13 protein-coding genes are annotated in these 18,077 nt (G+C 51.0%); 11 read left to right on the top strand and 2 right to left on the bottom strand.

Annotated elements, in window-relative coordinates; all coding sequences use genetic code 11:
* The first annotated feature begins 77 nt into the window (after positions 1 to 77).
* The 3 genes from fadB (at position 78) to ACFOSD_RS09590 (ending at position 3,735) form a co-directional block, all read left to right on the top strand.
* Positions 78 to 2,231 (top strand): fatty acid oxidation complex subunit alpha FadB, encoded by a 2,154-nt coding sequence (fadB, locus tag ACFOSD_RS09600; protein ID WP_380695904.1) that lies wholly within the window; start codon positions 78 to 80, stop codon positions 2,229 to 2,231.
* Between the two features lie 12 nt (positions 2,232 to 2,243).
* Positions 2,244 to 3,425: an acetyl-CoA C-acyltransferase FadA gene (fadA, locus tag ACFOSD_RS09595; RefSeq protein WP_380695902.1), complete on the top strand. Its 1,182-nt coding sequence runs from the start codon at positions 2,244 to 2,246 to the stop codon at positions 3,423 to 3,425.
* Positions 3,426 to 3,513: 88 nt separating this feature from the next.
* The gene (locus tag ACFOSD_RS09590) at positions 3,514 to 3,735 is read left to right on the top strand and encodes a DUF1653 domain-containing protein (RefSeq protein ID WP_380695900.1); all 222 of its coding nucleotides are present in this window, start codon (positions 3,514 to 3,516) and stop codon (positions 3,733 to 3,735) included.
* Here ACFOSD_RS09590 and ACFOSD_RS09585 read toward each other — a convergent pair.
* Positions 3,732 to 4,583: a hypothetical protein gene (locus ACFOSD_RS09585; protein WP_380695898.1), complete on the bottom strand. Its 852-nt coding sequence runs from the start codon at positions 4,581 to 4,583 to the stop codon at positions 3,732 to 3,734. The two genes, ACFOSD_RS09590 and ACFOSD_RS09585, sit on opposite strands and share 4 nt — an antisense overlap.
* A gap of 145 nt (positions 4,584 to 4,728) precedes the next feature.
* On the opposite strand from ACFOSD_RS09585, the gene topA reads away from it, so the two are divergent.
* Positions 4,729 to 7,413, top strand: coding sequence for a type I DNA topoisomerase (gene topA / locus ACFOSD_RS09580; RefSeq protein ID WP_380695896.1), 2,685 nt, complete (start codon positions 4,729 to 4,731; stop codon positions 7,411 to 7,413).
* A gap of 52 nt (positions 7,414 to 7,465) precedes the next feature.
* On the opposite strand, the gene gltA is transcribed toward topA, so the two are convergent.
* Positions 7,466 to 8,743, bottom strand: coding sequence for a citrate synthase (gene gltA / locus ACFOSD_RS09575; RefSeq protein WP_380695894.1), 1,278 nt, complete (start codon positions 8,741 to 8,743; stop codon positions 7,466 to 7,468).
* A 416-nt stretch (positions 8,744 to 9,159) separates the two neighbouring features.
* Between gltA and sdhC the strand changes: the two genes are divergently transcribed.
* The 7 genes from sdhC to lpdA all read left to right on the top strand — a co-directional run bounded on the left by sdhC (position 9,160) and on the right by lpdA (position 18,074).
* On the top strand, positions 9,160 to 9,534 hold the full coding sequence (sdhC, locus tag ACFOSD_RS09570; RefSeq protein ID WP_380695892.1) for a succinate dehydrogenase, cytochrome b556 subunit: 375 nt from the start codon (positions 9,160 to 9,162) through the stop codon (positions 9,532 to 9,534).
* A complete protein-coding gene (gene sdhD / locus ACFOSD_RS09565) occupies positions 9,528 to 9,875 on the top strand; it encodes a succinate dehydrogenase, hydrophobic membrane anchor protein (RefSeq protein ID WP_380695890.1) in 348 nt (115 codons plus the stop codon). The genes sdhC and sdhD overlap by 7 nt, the downstream gene beginning before the upstream one ends.
* Before the next feature lie 3 nt (positions 9,876 to 9,878).
* Complete coding sequence (gene sdhA, locus ACFOSD_RS09560) at positions 9,879 to 11,651, top strand: succinate dehydrogenase flavoprotein subunit (protein WP_380695888.1); 1,773 nt, start codon at positions 9,879 to 9,881, stop codon at positions 11,649 to 11,651.
* 11 nt (positions 11,652 to 11,662) lie between these two features.
* Positions 11,663 to 12,370 (top strand): succinate dehydrogenase iron-sulfur subunit, encoded by a 708-nt coding sequence (locus tag ACFOSD_RS09555; RefSeq protein WP_380697258.1) that lies wholly within the window; start codon positions 11,663 to 11,665, stop codon positions 12,368 to 12,370.
* 124 nt (positions 12,371 to 12,494) lie between these two features.
* Positions 12,495 to 15,341 (top strand): 2-oxoglutarate dehydrogenase E1 component, encoded by a 2,847-nt coding sequence (locus ACFOSD_RS09550; protein WP_380695886.1) that lies wholly within the window; start codon positions 12,495 to 12,497, stop codon positions 15,339 to 15,341.
* 35 nt (positions 15,342 to 15,376) lie between these two features.
* Positions 15,377 to 16,597, top strand: coding sequence for a 2-oxoglutarate dehydrogenase complex dihydrolipoyllysine-residue succinyltransferase (odhB, locus tag ACFOSD_RS09545; RefSeq protein WP_380695884.1), 1,221 nt, complete (start codon positions 15,377 to 15,379; stop codon positions 16,595 to 16,597).
* 37 nt (positions 16,598 to 16,634) lie between these two features.
* A complete protein-coding gene (gene lpdA, locus ACFOSD_RS09540) occupies positions 16,635 to 18,074 on the top strand; it encodes a dihydrolipoyl dehydrogenase (RefSeq protein WP_380695882.1) in 1,440 nt (479 codons plus the stop codon).
* Positions 18,075 to 18,077 lie beyond the last annotated feature (3 nt).

Genomic DNA, 18,077 nt, shown 5'->3' with positions numbered 1-18,077 from the left:
ACGCAGTTTAGGCCTAGAATTCAAACGGTCGTTTTAAATACATGTTTGGTTGGCTAAACAACAACGGAGCTACCTATATGATCTATCAGGGTGATGCAATTCAGGTAACCCTGCGCGATGATGGCATCGCGCACATGGTGTTTGACCTGAAAGGCGAATCGGTCAATAAATTCAATCGTCAGACGCTGTTGGAGCTGGATGCAGCGGTCAAAGCGATGGCGACCAACAATGCTATCAAGGGCCTTGTCGCCAGCAGCAATAAAGAAGCCTTTATTGTGGGTGCAGACATCACTGAATTCTTGGGCATGTTCCAGCAAGAAGAAGATGTGCTGATTGATGGTATTTTACAAACCAACGCTATTTTCAACGGCTTAGAAGATCTACCTTTCCCGACGGCGGTGGCCATTAATGGTTTAGCCCTTGGCGGTGGCTTCGAATTCTGTTTGGCGTGCGACTTCCGCCTCATGGCGCCCAAAGCTAAAGTCGGCCTGCCCGAAGTAAAATTGGGCATCTTTCCCGGTTTTGGCGGCACCGTGCGCTTATCTCGCTTGATCGGTGCGGACAATTCCATTGAATGGATTTGTTCAGGTAGCGAGAAACGCTCTGATGCGGCCTTGGCCGATGGCGCGGTAAATGCTGTTGTTGAAAATGACAAGCTGTTGGATGCAGCGCTGGCTTTAGTGCAGCGTGCAATTGATGGTTCGGTTGACTATCAAGCTCGTCGCGCCGAGAAGAAAGGCAAACTGCACTTGAACAGCATCGAAAGCATGATGTCGTTCGAGACCGCGAAAGGCTTTGTTGCCGGTCAGGCGGGTCCAAATTACCCGGCGCCTGTATTGGCTATTAAAACCATTCAAAAGCACGCCGGTATGGACCGTGACGATGCCTTGAAAGTCGAAGCTAAAAACTTTGCCACCGTAGCGCGTAGCTCGGTAGCACGCAATTTGGTCGGTCTGTTCCTGAACGACCAAGCGCTGAAGAAAACCGCTAAACAGTGGGAAGAGAAAGCTCGTCCGGTGAATAAAGCAGCGGTTTTGGGTGCGGGCATCATGGGTGGCGGTATCGCTTACCAGAGCGCATCGAAAGGCACACCGATTTACATGAAAGACATCAATGACGCTGGCATCAAGCTGGGCTTGGACGAAGCGGCGAAGCTGCTGAGCAAGCAAGTTGAGCGCAAGAAGATGGACATCATGGGTATGGCGAACGTATTGAACGACATTCGTCCGACCTTGAGCTATGGCGACTTCGAACAAGTCGACGTCGTGGTTGAAGCCGTTGTTGAAAACCCCAAAGTTAAACACGCGGTGTTAGCAGAAGTAGAAACCAAAGTGGGTCCGCAGGCTGTTATTGCTAGCAACACCTCGACCATTTCTATCGACAGCCTGGCAACCGCGTTGAAAGACCCGTCACGGTTCTGCGGCATGCACTTCTTTAACCCGGTGCACCGTATGCCTCTGGTAGAAGTTATTCGCGGCAAGGATTCATCCGATGAAACCATTGCTACCGTGGTGGCTTACGCCAAGAAGTTGGGTAAATCACCCATCGTGGTGAATGACTGCCCGGGTTTTTATGTAAACCGCGTGCTGTTCCCATACTTTGCTGGCTTCGCCATGCTGGTGCGTGACGGGGTAGATTTCCAAGCCATCGATAAGGTGATGGAACGTTTCGGTTGGCCTATGGGCCCGGCATATTTGCTGGACGTCGTAGGTTTGGACACAGGCGTGCACGCCCAAGGTGTTATGGCAGAAGGTTTCCCTGAGCGTATGGGTCAGGACTTCCGTTCCGCTATGCACGTCATGTATGACGAAGGCCGTTTAGGTCAGAAGAATGGCAAAGGTTTCTACGCTTACGCATTAGACAAGAAAGGCAAACAGAAGAAATCGGTCGACGAAGACGCTATTAAGTTAGTCAACAGCGTCGCCGGTCCTAAGCAAGAGTTGGACGCCGACGCCATCATTGATCGCATGATGATCCCCATGTGCATTGAAGTGGCTATGTGCTTGGAAGAGAAGATTGTTGCTTCTCCAGCAGACGCCGATATGGGCCTGATCTATGGCTTAGGTTTCCCTCCATTCCGTGGCGGCATCCTGAAATACATGGATGAAGTGGGCTTGGATGAGATCGTCAAGCGTGCCGATAAACTGGCTGACCTGGGTGCACTGTACCGCGTCACCGATCGCATGCGCGAAATGGCCGCTAACGGTGAAACCTACTACAAGAATGCCTGAGGGGATTGAACAATGAATTTGAAACCGAATGATGCAGTGATTGTCGATTTCCTGCGCACACCTATGGGGCGGTCGAAAGGTGGCAGCTTCCGTCATACCCGTGCTGAAAACCTCAGCGCACAGTTGGTCGATGGCTTGCTGGCGCGTAACCCTAACTTAGATCCGGCTGAGATCGACGACATCATCTGGGGTTGTGTAAACCAGACCAAAGAACAGGGCTGGAACGTAGCCCGTATGATGCAATTGATGACCAAAGTGCCGCATACCGTGCCCGCGCAAACCGTCAGTCGCTTGTGTGGTTCTTCTATGTCAGCACTGCACATCGCTGCACAGGGGATTCAGTCCGGTAACGGCGATTTCTTCCTTATTGGTGGTGTGGAGCACATGGGGCACGTGGATATGATGCACGGTGTTGACCCCAACCCCGCCTTGAGCAAGCGTGCTGCTAAAGCCGCCGGCATGATGGGTTTAACTGCCGAATTGCTGGGCAAAATGCACGGTATCACCCGCGAAGCACAAGACGAATTTGCCTATCGTTCACACCAATTGGCCCACGCTGCCACTGTTTCCGGCGCTTTTGCGAAGGAAATTCAGCCGATCGAAGGGCATGATGAAAACGGTACGCCTTATCTGTTGGCTCAAGATGAAACCATTCGCCCGGAAACGACGGTGGCGAAACTGGCCGAATTGCGCCCCGTGTTTGACCCCAAAGGCGGTACGGTAACCGCAGGTACGTCATCGCAAATCAGTGATGGGGCATCCGCGATGCTTGTTATGTCCTGGAAGAAGGCACAAGAGCTGGGTGTCAAACCACGCGCTGTCATTCGTGCTATGACCTTGGCCGGTGTTGATCCGTCGATTATGGGCTATGGCCCGGTACCGGCGTCCAAAAAGGCGCTGAAACAGTTGGGTATGACGATTGACGATATCGACTACATCGAGCTGAACGAAGCCTTCGCGGCGCAGGCCTTGCCTGTGTTGAAGGACTTGAAGGTACTGGACAAAATGACTGATAAGGTGAACCTGCATGGCGGCGCTATAGCCTTGGGTCACCCCTTCGGTTGCAGTGGCGCACGTATCACCGGCACCTTGCTGAACGTCATGGAAGAGAAGGGCGGGCAGTTCGGTCTGGCGACCATGTGTATTGGATTAGGTCAGGGCATCTCTACCATCATTGAGCGTTTCGACGGTTAAAACCTGCGGCGCTCGTTAGGGTAGTGTTAGGAAAGCGGCTGGGCTACTGGCCGCTTTTTCTTTTGTGGATAACGCAGAGAATCAAACAATGAACATACCTCATAATGCACCAGAGCCCGGGTTGTATAGGCACTATAAAGGCGGGGAGTACCGCGTCGTGGGGTTGGTGCGGCACTCGGAAACCGAAGAGTGGCTGGTGTACTATCAGTGCATGTACGGCGACTTCAGTTTTTGGGTGCGCCCGTTGCCGATGTTTCTTGACGAGGTGACCGTGGACGGGCGTCGGGTGAAGCGGTTTTCCCGTATTTAAGCGGATTTGACGTTGTCTTCTTCCGAGATATCTTCGTCGTTATTTTCTTCGTCTGATTCCTCATCCTCATCGCTTTCAGAGATATTTTCTGAGGCTGGCGTGGCACTGTTGTTGGTGAAGTCGATATTCAAATCAAAGCGACCTGACTCCATCGCATCAGACACCGATTCAAACTCCTTCTCCGTCGAGTAGATGCTCGATATCATTTTCGAGATACGTTTCACCATATCGGTCCGCTCCGGGAAGCTCTGCTCGGCAGCCACCAGGCGTTCCTTGGCATGCTTGAAATAGGAGGCTGCGGTCAATCGATCACCCAGCTTTAAGGCCACCTTGCCCTGTTGTACATAGGCATTAGTTTCAGTCTTTAACAGCAGCACCTTTAAGCGGTCACTGTGCGCCATAAAGTCTTCTTCAAGGAAATAGCCTTTGGGGTACATGACTTTGAGCAATTTAAGCAAACGGGCAATATCTTTACGCAGTTCATCTATTTCGAAATCGTTGGTGGGAATATTGAAGGGCGTTTTGCCAATGAATTGGTCCGCATTTTCCAGTCGATGGCGCGCTGTTGCCAGCTCCTCGTCAATCTCCGCATCGTCCGGGTAGATTGCTTTACGTTTTTCAATTTGGTTGATTAAGAACTCGGTCACCGACTTGATGAGATTCTCGTTCGTATCATACCGCACCAATTTTTGGGTCAGTTCTTCAATCTCTTGGCAGCGACGTTTCAACAAGCCCGCGCGATGTTTCTTTTGCACATCTTCTTTATACATTTCAGACGATACCTGGCCCATCCACAGTGCACCCACCAGGACCATCAAAAATGCAAATAGGGCAACAAACCACATCATCAGTCATCGGCTCCAGAGAACTTGACGAAACGTTAAATTATTCTAGCATGAAAAGGAAACGTGGTTAGCAACACTTGACCTAAGCCAGTCAAACCGTTATACCTCGCCCGCCTTTTCAATTTACACGAGCAGATATCATAGTCCTATGGGAAAGTCTTTAGTTATCGTTGAGTCACCCGCCAAAGCGAAAACCATCAATAAGTACCTAGGGCCAGGGTTTGTGGTGAAATCCAGCGTGGGTCATATTCGTGATTTACCTACGTCAGGTCAAACAAAGCCCGTAAATGCTACCGAGCGCGCCAAACAGGCGGCAAAAACTCGTGCCATGCCAGAGGCGCAAAAAGAGCAGTATAAAAAAGAAAAAGCCCGGTCACAGTTGATCGCCCGTATGGGTGTTGACCCGGAAAATGACTGGCAAGCGCAGTATGAAATTCTGCCCGGCAAAGAAAAAGTGGTGGATGAACTTAAACGTCTGGCGCGCGATGCAGATCAAATTTATCTGGCAACGGATTTGGATAGAGAAGGGGAGGCGATTGCCTGGCACTTGAAAGAGGCCATTGGTGACGTAGCGCCCTATAAGCGCGTTGTGTTCAGTGAAATTACTAAAAAAGCGATTCAGTCTGCCTTTTCCAAACCCAGTGAGCTGAACGTGAGCCGGGTGAATGCGCAGCAAGCCCGCCGGTTTCTCGACCGGGTGGTGGGTTACATGGTATCGCCCCTCCTGTGGAAAAAAGTAGCGCGTGGCTTGTCAGCTGGCCGCGTACAGAGCGTTGCGGTCAAGTTGATTGTTGAGAAAGAGCAAGAGATTCGCCGTTTCGTGCCTGAAGAGTACTGGGACACCATGGCGGAAACCACCACGGGCCAGGGCGTAGCGTTGCCGCTAAAAGTCGCGCGTGTGGGTGACAAAGAATATCGTCCCACCAACGAAGCCGATACCCGGGCGCATGAACAGCGCTTGCGTGCGGCACAACTGACGGTATCTGAACGAGCGGATAAGCCGACCACATCACGGCCCAATGCGCCTTTTATAACCTCTACCCTGCAACAGGCCGCCAGCAACCGTCTTGGCTTTTCGGTGAAGAAAACCATGATGATGGCGCAGCGCTTGTATGAGGCGGGTTACATCACCTACATGCGTACCGATTCTACGAACCTGAGCGCCGATGCCGTTGCTTCCGTTCGTCAGCTTATTACGGATGAATTCGGTGCCAAGTATTTGCCGGATAATCCTATTCGCTACGCCAGTTCCGATGCTGCCCAAGAAGCGCACGAAGCCATTCGTCCATCAGATGTATCTATGCGCTCAGCCGCCTTGCAAGGCATGGAGCAAGATGCGCTGCGCTTGTACGACCTTATTTGGCGACGCTTTGTGGCTTGTCAAATGGTGGCTGCCCAGTATTTGAGCTCAACCATCTCTGTAACGGCCGATGATTACACGCTGCGTGCCAAAGGCCGAATTCTGGTGTTCGATGGCTACACCCGCGTGATGTCACAACCCAAGAGCAATGAAGACCTTGAATTGCCCGATGTTAAGATCGGGGAAGTACTGGCGGTCGATAGCATTGAGAGCCAACAACATTTTACCAAGCCGAGTGCCCGCTTCACGGAAGCCACTTTGGTAAAAGAATTAGAGAAGCGAGGCATTGGCCGTCCTTCGACTTACGCCTCCATCATTTCCACGATTCAGGATCGGGGTTATGTGAAGCTGGAAAATCGCCGTTTTTATGCCGAAAAAATGGGCGAAATCGTGACGGGTCGCTTGGATGAAAGCTTCTCCAATTTGATGAACTATGACTTCACCGCACGCATGGAAGAAGCCCTAGATAAAGTGGCTAAAGGCGAGCGTGATTGGAAGCAGGAGCTGAACACCTTTTACCATGATTTCTCCGCTCGGTTAGAGGTTGCAGACAAAGATGACGGCGGCATGCGGGGTAATACCCCGACCTTAACGGACATTGATTGTCCGGCCTGTGGTCGGAAAATGATGATTCGCACCGGCACGACTGGTGTGTTCTTAGGTTGTTCGGGTTACAGCCTGCCCCCTAAAGAACGCTGCAAGCAAACATTGAATTTGGTGTCAGCGGACGAGTTCGTTGCCGCCGATGACGACGAAGCAGAAGTGCGGGAATTGCGTAACAAGCGGCGCTGTCCGAAATGTTCGTCATCCATGGATGCGTACATTTTGGATGAGCAACGAAAAATCCATATCTGTGGTAACAACCCGGATTGTGATGGCTTTGAACTGGAGTCCGGCAAATTCCGCCTGAAGGGTTACGATGGCCCGACGTTGGAATGCGATAAATGCGGCTCTGAAATGCAGTTGAAAACCGGTCGGTTTGGCAAGTATTTCGATTGTACGAACGACAGTTGTAAGAATACGCGGAAACTGTTGCGCAGTGGGGAAGCGGCACCACCAAAGATGGAGCCAGTGAAAATGCCCGAACTGAAGTGCCAGAAAGTGGATGACACCTACGTATTGCGTGATGGCGCAGCGGGTTTGTTCCTGGCCGCCAGCCAGTTTCCAAAGAACCGTGAAACGAGGGCGCCCTACCTGCACGAACTGATACCGCATCAGGCCGAAATTGATCCCAAATACGAATTTTTATTCAGTGGGCCGACGACCGATGGTGATGGTAACCCCACGCTGATTCGTTTCGCGCGTAAAACACAAGAGCATTACTTGTCGACGGAAGTTGATGGTAAGGATACGCGGTGGCGGGCATTCTACGATAACGGTAAGTGGGTAGAGCAGAGTGCGGGAACGCCGAGCAAGGCAAAAGCTAAGCCTAAGGCTAAACCCAAAGCGAAAGCCAAGCCGAAGGCCAAGTAAAGCGCCATAAAAAAAGCCACTCGATCGAGTGGCTTTTTTCAGCTTAAACTCATTATTTCTTCGGATATTGCCGCTCGGTAGCGCCGGTATACAACTGGCGTGGACGACCAATGCGGTAGTCACCATCGATCATTTCTTTCCAGTGGGCAATCCAGCCTGCAGTACGGCCGAGTGCAAAGATCACCGTGAACATCGACGTTGGGATGCCCATGGCGCGCAATAGAATGCCGGAATAGAAATCAACATTGGGGTAGAGTTTCTTCTGTACGAAGTACTCATCTTCCAAGGCAATTTTTTCCAGCTTCATAGCGATTTTTAACAGGGGGTCGTTTACTTGGCCCAGTTCTTTCAGCACTTCGTCCGCATGTGCTTTCATAACTTTGGCGCGCGGGTCATAGTTTTTATATACCCGGTGGCCAAAGCCCATCAAACGGAACGGATCGTTCTTGTCTTTCGCGCGCTCGATGAAGGCTTCAATATTTGATTCATCACCGATTTCTTCCAACATAGACAGTACTGCTTCATTGGCACCGCCATGAGCGGGGCCCCAAAGCGCTGCAATGCCTGCCGAAATACAGGCGAAGGGGTTGGCGCCAGTAGAACCTGTTAAGCGTACCGTGGACGTAGAGGCATTTTGCTCGTGGTCGGCGTGCAGAATAAAGATCTTATCCATGGCGGCTGCCATCACCGGATTCACTTTGTACTCTTCACATGGGTTAGAGAACATCATGTGCAAGAAGTTGGAAGCATAGTCCAAATCATTGCGTGGGTAGGCAAAGGGTTGGCCGATTGAATATTTGTACACCATGGCTGCAATGGTGGGCATTTTAGAAATCAAACGGTGCGCGGTAATTTCGCGGTGATTCTGATCATTGATATCCAGTGAATCATGGTAGAAGGCCGCCAGAGCGCCAACCACCGCTACCATGATGGCCATGGGGTGTGAATCGCGACGGAAGCCGTTGAAGAAGGTGTGGATCTGCTGATGCACCATGGTGTGGTGCATGATGGAATGATTGAACTTTGCTTTCTGTTCCGCATTGGGTAAATCGCCATACAGCAGTAGATAGCAGGTTTCCAGATAGTCGGCGTTGTCGGCCAGCTCTTCGATCGGGTATCCACGGTGCAGCAAAATGCCTTTATTGCCGTCAATGAACGTGATCTGGGATTCACAGGACGCGGTAGACATAAAGCCAGGGTCATACGTGAAAACGCCGTGTTTTAACAAGCCGCGAACATCTACTACATCGGGCCCTTTGGTGCCAGAGTACATCGGCAATTCAATAGGCTCTTTGCCTTCAATCGTCAAGGTCGCTTTCTTCTCAGTCATGCGGCTTCCTCAGAGTGGTCTAGTTAATGATGGATCGAAAGGGATGGTATTCAGCAGGCGAGGTGATGTCTTCTTATACCATGGTCTAATTCTAAACAACAACAGACCTGTGAAAATTGCGCACAACTATAAGGGCCGTGCGCCGTTTGTCAATTTTTTCCGTGTGTAATGACCTTCTATCGAGTGGGATATTGCGGTGGTAACGTTGTCATTTGTTCGCCTTGCCTTTGATAGCGCTAAACTATCAAGTTAATGTCAAGAAACGGTGGAAAACTTGCGAACATGATTTGTAATTGCGTGGGGTGGACACTATAATCGCCCACGTTTTCAGCCCTCATGTATGGCGCTCCAGGTGGCCTAATACCTGTACCGAGCACCATGCCGACCCATAAAACTTAAAGTGAGTGTCTTCAGCCGTGAAAGCAGACAGACCTGTAAATCTAGACTTAACTACCTTATCGCTACCTCTCTCCGCTATTACCTCCATTTTGCACCGCATTTCAGGTGTGTTCCTGTTCATCGGGACGGCCTTTATGGTGTGGATGCTGCACAAGTCGTTGGCGTCGCCAGCTGATTTCGCAGCCGCACAAAATGTGATGGAGCATGGCTTAGCCAAGTTTATTACTTGGGGCCTGTTGTCTTCTCTTGCTTACCATTTGGTAGCTGGTATTAAACACCTGATCATGGATACCGGCATTGGTGAGACAAAAGAGGGCGGCAAGCTCGGAGCGCAGATCACCATCGTGGTCAGTGTGGTTCTGTTTATTCTGGCAGGAGTTTGGGTATGGTGAGCAGTGTAACTAACTTTAGTCGTAACGGTCTTTCGGACTGGCTGATTCAACGGCTGTCGGCGGTCTTACTCGCCGCATATACATTATTTTTAGTGGCTTACTTTTTGGTGCAGCCCGCTTGGACATACGACGCTTGGACCGGCCTGTTCGCACAAGGCTGGATGAAGGTATTCACTCTATTAGCCATCATTTCAATCATAGCGCACGCGTGGATTGGCTTGTGGACAGTCGCCACAGACTATATCAAGCCCACCGGTTTGCGCATGGCTTTCCTCGTGGCGCTTGGGGTGATTTTATTCGTGTATTTTGTTGTGTCCTTTGATGCAGTATGGGGTGTGTAACCAATGGCTAATTTAAGAGTTATGGAGTTTGACGCCGTCATCGTTGGTGGTGGTGGTGCTGGTTTGCGTGCTGCTCTGCAGTTGGCGCAGTCGGGCGTAAAAACGGCAGTGATCTCAAAAGTTTTCCCGACCCGTTCACATACTGTATCGGCGCAAGGTGGTATCACCTGTGCCATCGCCAGTGACGATCCAAACGACGATTGGCGTTGGCATATGTATGACACCGTTAAAGGGTCAGACTACATTGGTGACCAAGAAGCCATTGAATATATGTGCAGTGTGGGTCCACAAGCGGTTTTCGAACTAGACCACATGGGTCTGCCTTTCTCGCGCACCGAAAACGGCCGAATTTATCAGCGTCCGTTTGGCGGCCAATCCAAAGATTTCGGTAAGGGCGGGCAGGCCGCTCGTACCTGCGCCGCAGCGGACCGTACCGGTCATGCACTGTTGCATACACTGTATCAAGGTAACTTGAAAGCCGGTGCTCAATTCCTGAACGAATGGTACGCCGTTGACTTGGTAAAAAACCAAGACAACGCGGTGGTCGGTTGTACGGCCATTTGCATTGAAACCGGTGAAACCGTTTACGTAAAAGCCAAAGCTACCGTGTTTGCAACGGGCGGTGCAGGGCGCATCTATGCCTCAACGACCAACGCCTTGATCAATACGGGCGACGGCATTGGTATGGCACTGCGTGCTGGCTTCCCAGTGCAGGATATGGAGATGTGGCAATTCCACCCGACCGGTATCGCTGGAGCGGGTACGCTGGTCACCGAAGGTTGCCGTGGTGAAGGTGGATATCTGGTCAATAAAGACGGTGAACGCTTCATGGAGCGTTATGCACCTACAGCGAAAGATCTTGCGGGTCGTGACGTTGTAGCACGCTCGATGATTCTGGAAATTCTTGAAGGCCGTGGCTGTGGCCCGGACGGCGATCACGTTTATCTTAAGCTTGATCACTTGGGTGAGAAGGTACTGAACGAAAAACTGCCAGGTATCTTGGAATTGTCGCGGACGTTCGCGCACGCCGACCCGGTTAAAGAACCGATTCCAGTGGTGCCTACCTGCCACTACATGATGGGTGGTATTCCGACCAATATCGGTGGTCAAGCATTGACCATGGATGCCAACGGTAACGATCAGGTGATCGAAGGTTTGTATGCTTGTGGTGAAGCAGCTTGTGTGTCTGTTCACGGTGCGAACCGCTTGGGCGGTAACTCATTACTGGACTTGGTGGTGTTCGGTCGTGCTGCGGGTCTGCAAATTGAAAAATCGTTGCGTGAAGGCATTTCTACACGCGCCGCCAGCTTGAGCGATATCGATGCCTCAATGGATCGTTTGAATAAGCTGGAAGCTCGGAAGTCCGGTGAGAAAGTAGCCGACGTGCGGAAAGAATTGCAAAAAACGATGCAACTGTACTTTGGCGTATTCCGCCAAGGTGAAAACATGCAGAAAGGGCGCAAAATTTTGGAAGAACTGCGTGGCCGGGTTGAAAACGTGGCGCTGGAAGACTCCAGCAAGGCGTTCAACACCGCTCGTATCGAAGCTTTGGAACTGGCAAACTTGCTGGAAGTGGCAGAAGCTACCGCAGTGTCTGCTGAAGTCCGTACTGAAAGCCGTGGCGCGCATGCCCGCGAAGACTTTACTGAACGTGATGACGTTAACTGGCTGTGTCACACCCTGTATTACCCGCAGGACCGCAGCGTGAAGAAACGTGGCGTTAACTTCGCACCGAAAACGGTCGAGAAGTTTGAACCCATGGTACGGTCTTACTAGGAGTCATCGTGATGCAAGTATCTATCTATCGCTACAACCCGGAAACCGATAAAAAGCCTTACATGCAGGACTACACCGTTGAATTGCCTGAAGGCAAAGACATGATGGTGTTGGATGTCTTGAACTTGTTGAAAGAGCAAGACGTTACATTGTCATACCGCCGCTCATGTCGGGAAGGTGTGTGCGGTTCAGACGGCATGAACATTAATGGCAAAAATGGCTTGGCCTGTATTACTCCGTTGTCAGAAGCAACGCATGGCAAGAACAAATTGGTTCTGCGCCCGCTACCTGGCTTGCCTGTCGTACGAGATTTAGTCATCGACATGTCGATGTTTTATCAACAATATGAAAAAATTAAGCCATACTTGCAAAACAATACACCTGCACCGGCTATTGAACGGTTACAGTCACCGGAAGATCGCGCTAAGTTAGACGGGCTGTATGAGTGTATTCTATGTGCATGTTGCTCTACCTCGTGTCCATCGTTTTGGTGGAACCCGGAAAAATTTGTGGGTCCTGCAGGTCTGTTGCAAGCCTACCGTTTTCTGGCTGACTCTCGAGACACGGCAACCGCAGAGCGTTTGGCGGACTTGGATGATCCGTTCAGCGTGTTTCGCTGCCGAGGCATCATGAACTGTGTGAACGTATGTCCGAAAGGGTTGAACCCCACTCGGGCCATCGGCCACATTCGTTCTATGCTATTGAAGTCTGCGACCTAAGGGTCGCTTTCTTTTTGGTGTAAGGAAGGAAGGCGGGTACAGTAGTGCACGTGTTGCATTGTTGGCCCGCCACTGAAGACAACAATCGCCGTCGCAAACAAGCATTATTCTAGGTAGAGCAGAAATGGCTGAAAGCTACATGGAACAACAATGGGCGCTGTCTCATTTGGCAGGAGGAAACTCGAAGTATCTTGAGGAGCTTTTCGAAGCGTATCTCCAAGATCCAAACTCTGTGCCCGAAGAGTGGCGCAACGAATTTGACAAGCTGCCCAGCGTTAACGATCAAGTTCACAACGACATCCCACAAGCCCCAATTCGTGATCACTTCCTGTTGTTGGGTAAGTCACGCGGACGCAGCGTCGGTTTGGTCGCGCCTTCGATCAGTTCAGAGCATGAACGTAAGCAGGTACGCGTGCATCAGCTCGGTACCGCGTATCGTTTTCGTGGTCACCAAAAGGCTAAGATTGATCCTCTGGGCATTCTCCAGCGCCCACCGGTGCCGGACTTGGATCTGCATTTTCATGATCTCTCTAAGGCCGATGAAGAAACAGTTTTTAACTGCAGCAACCTCTACATCGGGGTTGATCAAGCCCCTCTGAAAGACATCGTTAACGCCCTCGAAAAAACCTATTGTTCTAGCATAGGTGCCGAATTCACGCACATTGTTGATACCGAACAGCGCCGCTGGATTGAGCGCCGTATGGAATCCGTTCGCTCTGCGCCCTCGTTCAGCAAACATGCTCGTTTGCACATTTTAGAACGCTTAACAGCGGCTGAGGGCTTAGAGAAATATCTCGGTTCAAAATACCCGGGCACCAAACGGTTTGGCCTTGAGGGCGGTGAAGCACTGATCCCGATGATCGATGAATTGATCCAGCGGGCAGGTTCTTACGGCGCTAAAGAAATAGTGATTGGTATGGCCCACCGTGGGCGTTTGAACATGCTGGTCAACATCTTGGGTAAAAACCCGCGTGACCTGTTCGATGAATTCGAAGGCAAATCATTCATCGACATGGGTTCAGGTGACGTTAAATACCACCAAGGTTTTTCATCAAACGTGATGACCACGGGCGGCGAAGTGCACTTAGCCTTAGCCTTTAACCCGTCGCACTTAGAAATCGCTTCGCCGGTAGTTGAAGGCTCCGTGCGGGCGCGCCAAGACCGCCGCAAAGACACCGACGGGTCCTTGGTTGTACCGGTGAATATCCATGGTGACGCTGCCTTCGCAGGGCAGGGTGTGGTCATGGAAACTTTCCAGATGTCGCAAACCCGTGCCTATAAAACCGGTGGCACCGTACATATCGTCATCAATAACCAAGTGGGTTTCACCACCTCGCGGCAAGAAGATGCACGGTCAACGGAATACTGCACAGACGTAGCAAAAATGGTGCAAGCGCCCATTTTTCACGTGAACGGTGATGACCCTGAAGCTGTAGCCTTTGTGACACAGATGGCGATAGATTTCCGGCAAACCTTCAAGCGTGATGTGGTCATAGACCTGGTCTGCTACCGCCGCCGTGGGCACAACGAAGCCGATGAACCGGCGATGACACAGCCGGTGATGTACTCGAAAATTCGCTCGCAAAAAACGACACTTGATCTCTACGCGCAAAAACTTGTGGATGAAAATCTGCTGAGCAGTGATGAATTCAAGGATATGACGGAAAACTACCGTGATCTGCTGGATAAAGGCATGCACGTCGCCAAATCGTTGGTCACCGAAGCGGATAAAAGCCTGCAAGTGGATTGGACGCCGTATCTGAATCAGAAAATGGAAAACCATTTTGATACTTCGTACCCGCTGAAAGAATTGCAAGAACTTGCGCGTTTAATGACGCATGTGCCGGAAGGCTTTCCGCTGCAAAAGCAAGTGCAGAAAATCATCACCGACCGCCAGAAAATGACAGCGGGCGCATTATCGATTAACTGGGGCTATGCTGAAACTCTGGCTTATGCATCCATTTTGGCACAAGGTCATCCGATCCGGTTCACCGGGCAAGATGTAGGCCGTGGTACGTTCGTGCACCGACATGCGGTATTGCACAACAACAAAGACGGTTCAACCTATATCCCGTTGCAAAACCTGGCGGAAGATCAACCGCATTTTGAGATCTATGACTCCTTCTTGTCAGAAGAAGCGGTGCTCGCGTTTGAATACGGGTACTCGGCAACGCGGCCTGATACCTTGGTCATCTGGGAAGCGCAGTTCGGTGACTTCGCCAACGGTGCTCAAGTAGTGATCGACCAGTTCATTACCAGTGGTGAAAACAAATGGGGCCGTCTGTCTGGCTTGGTTATGTTATTGCCGCACGGTTATGAAGGGCAGGGGCCGGAACACTCATCGGCTCGTCTAGAGCGTTTCCTGCAATTGTGTGCGGAACAAAACATTCAGGTGTGTGCGCCGACCACGCCGGCACAGGTGTATCACATGTTACGCCGCCAGATTATCCGTAATCTGCGCAAGCCATTGGTGGTCATGTCGCCGAAGAGTTTACTGCGTCACAAAGATGCCGTATCCACGCTGGAAGAACTGGCTGATGGCCATTTCAGAACGATCATAGATGAAGTAGACAGCAGCATTGAGCCGAAAAATGTGCAGCGGGTCGTGCTCTGTTCGGGCAAGGTTTATTACGATCTCGCGGAGTTCCGCCGTGAAAACGGGATCAATAACGTTGCCATCATCCGTGTGGAGCAACTCTATCCGTTCCCGGAAGACGAGCTGCAAAAAGCAATGGCGCCCTACGTCAACCTAGAAGACGTGGTTTGGTGTCAGGAAGAACCGATGAACCAAGGGGCTTGGTACAGCAGCCAGCACCATATGCGCAACGTGATCTCTCGCCATAACCCGGATCTGTATCTGAGTTATGCGGGACGTGACGCTTCTGCATCGCCAGCTGCGGGTTATATGAAGCTGCACATGGAACAATTAAAGAAATTTTTGGATGACGCATTAGTCTATCCAAAGAAATGATTTTGGGCGCACGAGGAACGAGTAAGGGTTGAAGAATGGCTATCGAAATTAAAGCTCCACAGTTTCCGGAATCTGTTGCAGACGGTAGCATCGCTACTTGGCACAAAAAACCCGGCGAAGCATGTACACGTGATGATCTGATTGTCGACATCGAAACCGATAAAGTGGTGCTGGAAGTAACAGCACCTGCGGACGGTGTAATCAAAGAAATCATCATGGATGAAGGCTCCACCGTAGAAAGTGAAATGGTGATTGCCATATTCGAAGAGGGTGCTGCCGGTTCAGCGGAAGCGTCCGCACCAGCAGATGCGCCTGCCGAAGTAGAAGAAGATGTTACCGTTGCTGGTAAGGTACTAAGCCCTGCTGTACGCCGTTTGGTGGAAGAGCACAATTTGGATGCGGCTGCCATCGAAGGTACAGGAAAGGGTGGACGGATCACCAAAGAAGATGTGATGGCCTACCAAAACAGCAACAAGGCTAAGCCAGCAGCCAAGCCAGCCACTGCGGCCAAGTCTGCGCCTTCTGTGGCTCCGGTTGCTGTCGGTGCCACCGGACGCACCGAGAAACGTGTACCGATGACGCGTTTGCGCAAAACCATTGCCCGTCGTTTGGTGGAAGCGCAACAGAATGCAGCCATGCTGACGACGTACAACGAAGTGAACATGAAGCCAGTTATGGAATTGCGTTCACGCTACAAAGACTTGTTTGAAAAAACGCATAACGGCGCTCGTTTGGGCTTTATGTCGTTCTTTGTGAAAGCTGCCACAGAGGCTTTGAAGCGCTTCCCGGATGTCAACGCATCCATCGACGGCGATGACGTCGTCTACCACGGATATTACGATGTAGGCGTTGCTGTATCATCGGATCGCGGTCTGGTGGTTCCTGTACTACGTGATGCAGATACTATGGGACTGGCCGAAATCGAATCAGCCATTCGTGATTTCGGTGCGCGTGCGCAAAAAGGCCAAGTAGGCATTGAAGAAATGCAAGGCGGCACGTTCACCATCTCAAACGGTGGTGTGTTTGGCTCCTTAATGTCAACGCCCATCTTGAACCCGCCGCAAACGGCAATCTTGGGCATGCACAAGATTCAAGAGCGCCCCATGGCAGTGAATGGCCAGGTGGTTATTCTGCCCATGATGTATCTGGCGTTGTCGTATGATCACCGGATGATCGATGGTAAAGAAGCTGTTCAGTTCTTAGTGACCATTAAAGAACTGCTGGAAGACCCAGCACGCATTTTATTGGACGTTTAAGTACTCAAATTCACGAATACCGCAATAGGATAGTTCAATGGCAAATCAATTTGACGTCGTAGTCATCGGTTCAGGCCCAGCAGGTTATGTGGCCGCCATCAAAGCTGCTCAACTTGGCTTGAACACCGCCATCGTTGAGAAATGGCGTAACAAAGAAGACAAGGCCGTATATGGTGGTACTTGTCTGAACGTTGGTTGTATTCCTTCCAAGGCTTTGTTGCAGTCATCTGAGCATTATCATCAAGCTGACTCATCTTTCAAAGATCATGGGATTAGCCTGTCGAATTTGAAAGTTGACGTTAAAGCGATGTTGGCACGTAAAGATGGCATCGTTAAAAACCTCACGACCGGTGTTGCTGGCTTGTTGAAAGGCAACGGCGTTACATCGTTTGAAGGTTCGGGCAAATTGTGCGCGGGTAAAGTCGTCGAAGTTACCGATAAAGACGGCAAAGTCACCAAGCTGGACGCCAAGAACGTCATCTTGGCGTCGGGTTCTATTCCCGTTGAGATTCCGCCTACGCCAACCGATGGCAACATCATTGTTGACTCAACCGGCGCGTTAGAGTTCACCGAAGTGCCAAAACGCTTGGGCGTTATCGGCGCAGGTGTCATCGGCTTGGAGCTTGGCAGTGTCTGGAAGCGTTTGGGCTCGGAAGTGATCGTGTTGGAAGCGCAAGATTCTTTCTTAGCCGCGGCCGACCAGGCGTTGGCGAAAGCGGCGTTCAAGTCGTTCACCAAAGACCAAGGTTTAGACATTCGTTTGGGTGCTCGGGTAACGGGTTCCGAAATCAAAGGCAAGAAAGTCTTGGTGAAGTTCACCGACAGCGAAGGTGAGAAAGAAGAAACCTTCGACAAACTGATTGTTTGCGTTGGTCGTCGTCCTTTCACGCAAGGTCTGCTGTCGGAAGACTGCGATGTGAAATTAGATGAACGTGGATTCATCTTCGTCGATGACAACTGCCTGACTACAGCGCCCGGCGTTTACGCGATCGGTGACGTAGTGCGTGGACCTATGTTGGCTCACAAAGGCTCGGAAGAAGGCATCATGGTTGCCGAGATCATTGCGGGCCATAAGGCACAGATGAACTACGACGCCATCCCGAACGTTATTTACACCAATCCTGAATTGGCTTGGGTCGGTAAAACGGAAGAAGAAGTGAAGGCTGAAGGCATCAAGTACAAAGCCGGCAGCTTTCCTTTCGCCGCCAGTGGCCGTGCAATGGCCGCAAACGACACGACAGGTATGGTGAAAATCATTGCCGACGAAGAAACCGACCGCATTTTAGGCATGCATGTGTTTGGTTTGCATGCGTCTGAGATTGTGGCTCAAGGTGTCATTGCCATGGAATTTGGCTCGTCAGCCGAAGACCTGCAACTGATGTGCTTTGCTCACCCGACGTTGTCTGAAGCAGTGCATGAAGCTGCCTTAGCAGTCGACAACAAGGCTATTCATGTCGTTAACCGGAAAAAACGCTAAAGC

Source organism: Salinispirillum marinum (assembly GCF_042650105.1).
GTDB lineage: Bacteria > Pseudomonadota > Gammaproteobacteria > Pseudomonadales > Natronospirillaceae > Salinispirillum > Salinispirillum marinum.
The sequence above is the reverse complement of the archived record's forward strand: the minus strand, read 5'-3'. Positions and strand labels throughout refer to the sequence as shown.

Bases quoted from the DNA above. Each gene is read 5' to 3' on its own strand.
- fadB (WP_380695904.1), top strand. From the start codon at position 78: ATGATCTATCAGGGTGATGCAATTCAGGTAACCCTGCGCGATGATGGC.
- fadA (WP_380695902.1), top strand. From the start codon at position 2,244: ATGAATTTGAAACCGAATGATGCAGTGATTGTCGATTTCCTGCGCACA.
- ACFOSD_RS09590 (WP_380695900.1), top strand. From the start codon at position 3,514: ATGAACATACCTCATAATGCACCAGAGCCCGGGTTGTATAGGCACTAT.
- ACFOSD_RS09585 (WP_380695898.1), bottom strand. From the start codon at position 4,583: ATGATGTGGTTTGTTGCCCTATTTGCATTTTTGATGGTCCTGGTGGGT.
- topA (WP_380695896.1), top strand. From the start codon at position 4,729: ATGGGAAAGTCTTTAGTTATCGTTGAGTCACCCGCCAAAGCGAAAACC.
- gltA (WP_380695894.1), bottom strand. From the start codon at position 8,743: ATGACTGAGAAGAAAGCGACCTTGACGATTGAAGGCAAAGAGCCTATT.
- sdhD (WP_380695890.1), top strand. From the start codon at position 9,528: ATGGTGAGCAGTGTAACTAACTTTAGTCGTAACGGTCTTTCGGACTGG.
- sdhA (WP_380695888.1), top strand. From the start codon at position 9,879: ATGGCTAATTTAAGAGTTATGGAGTTTGACGCCGTCATCGTTGGTGGT.
- ACFOSD_RS09555 (WP_380697258.1), top strand. From the start codon at position 11,663: ATGCAAGTATCTATCTATCGCTACAACCCGGAAACCGATAAAAAGCCT.
- ACFOSD_RS09550 (WP_380695886.1), top strand. From the start codon at position 12,495: ATGGCTGAAAGCTACATGGAACAACAATGGGCGCTGTCTCATTTGGCA.
- odhB (WP_380695884.1), top strand. From the start codon at position 15,377: ATGGCTATCGAAATTAAAGCTCCACAGTTTCCGGAATCTGTTGCAGAC.
- lpdA (WP_380695882.1), top strand. From the start codon at position 16,635: ATGGCAAATCAATTTGACGTCGTAGTCATCGGTTCAGGCCCAGCAGGT.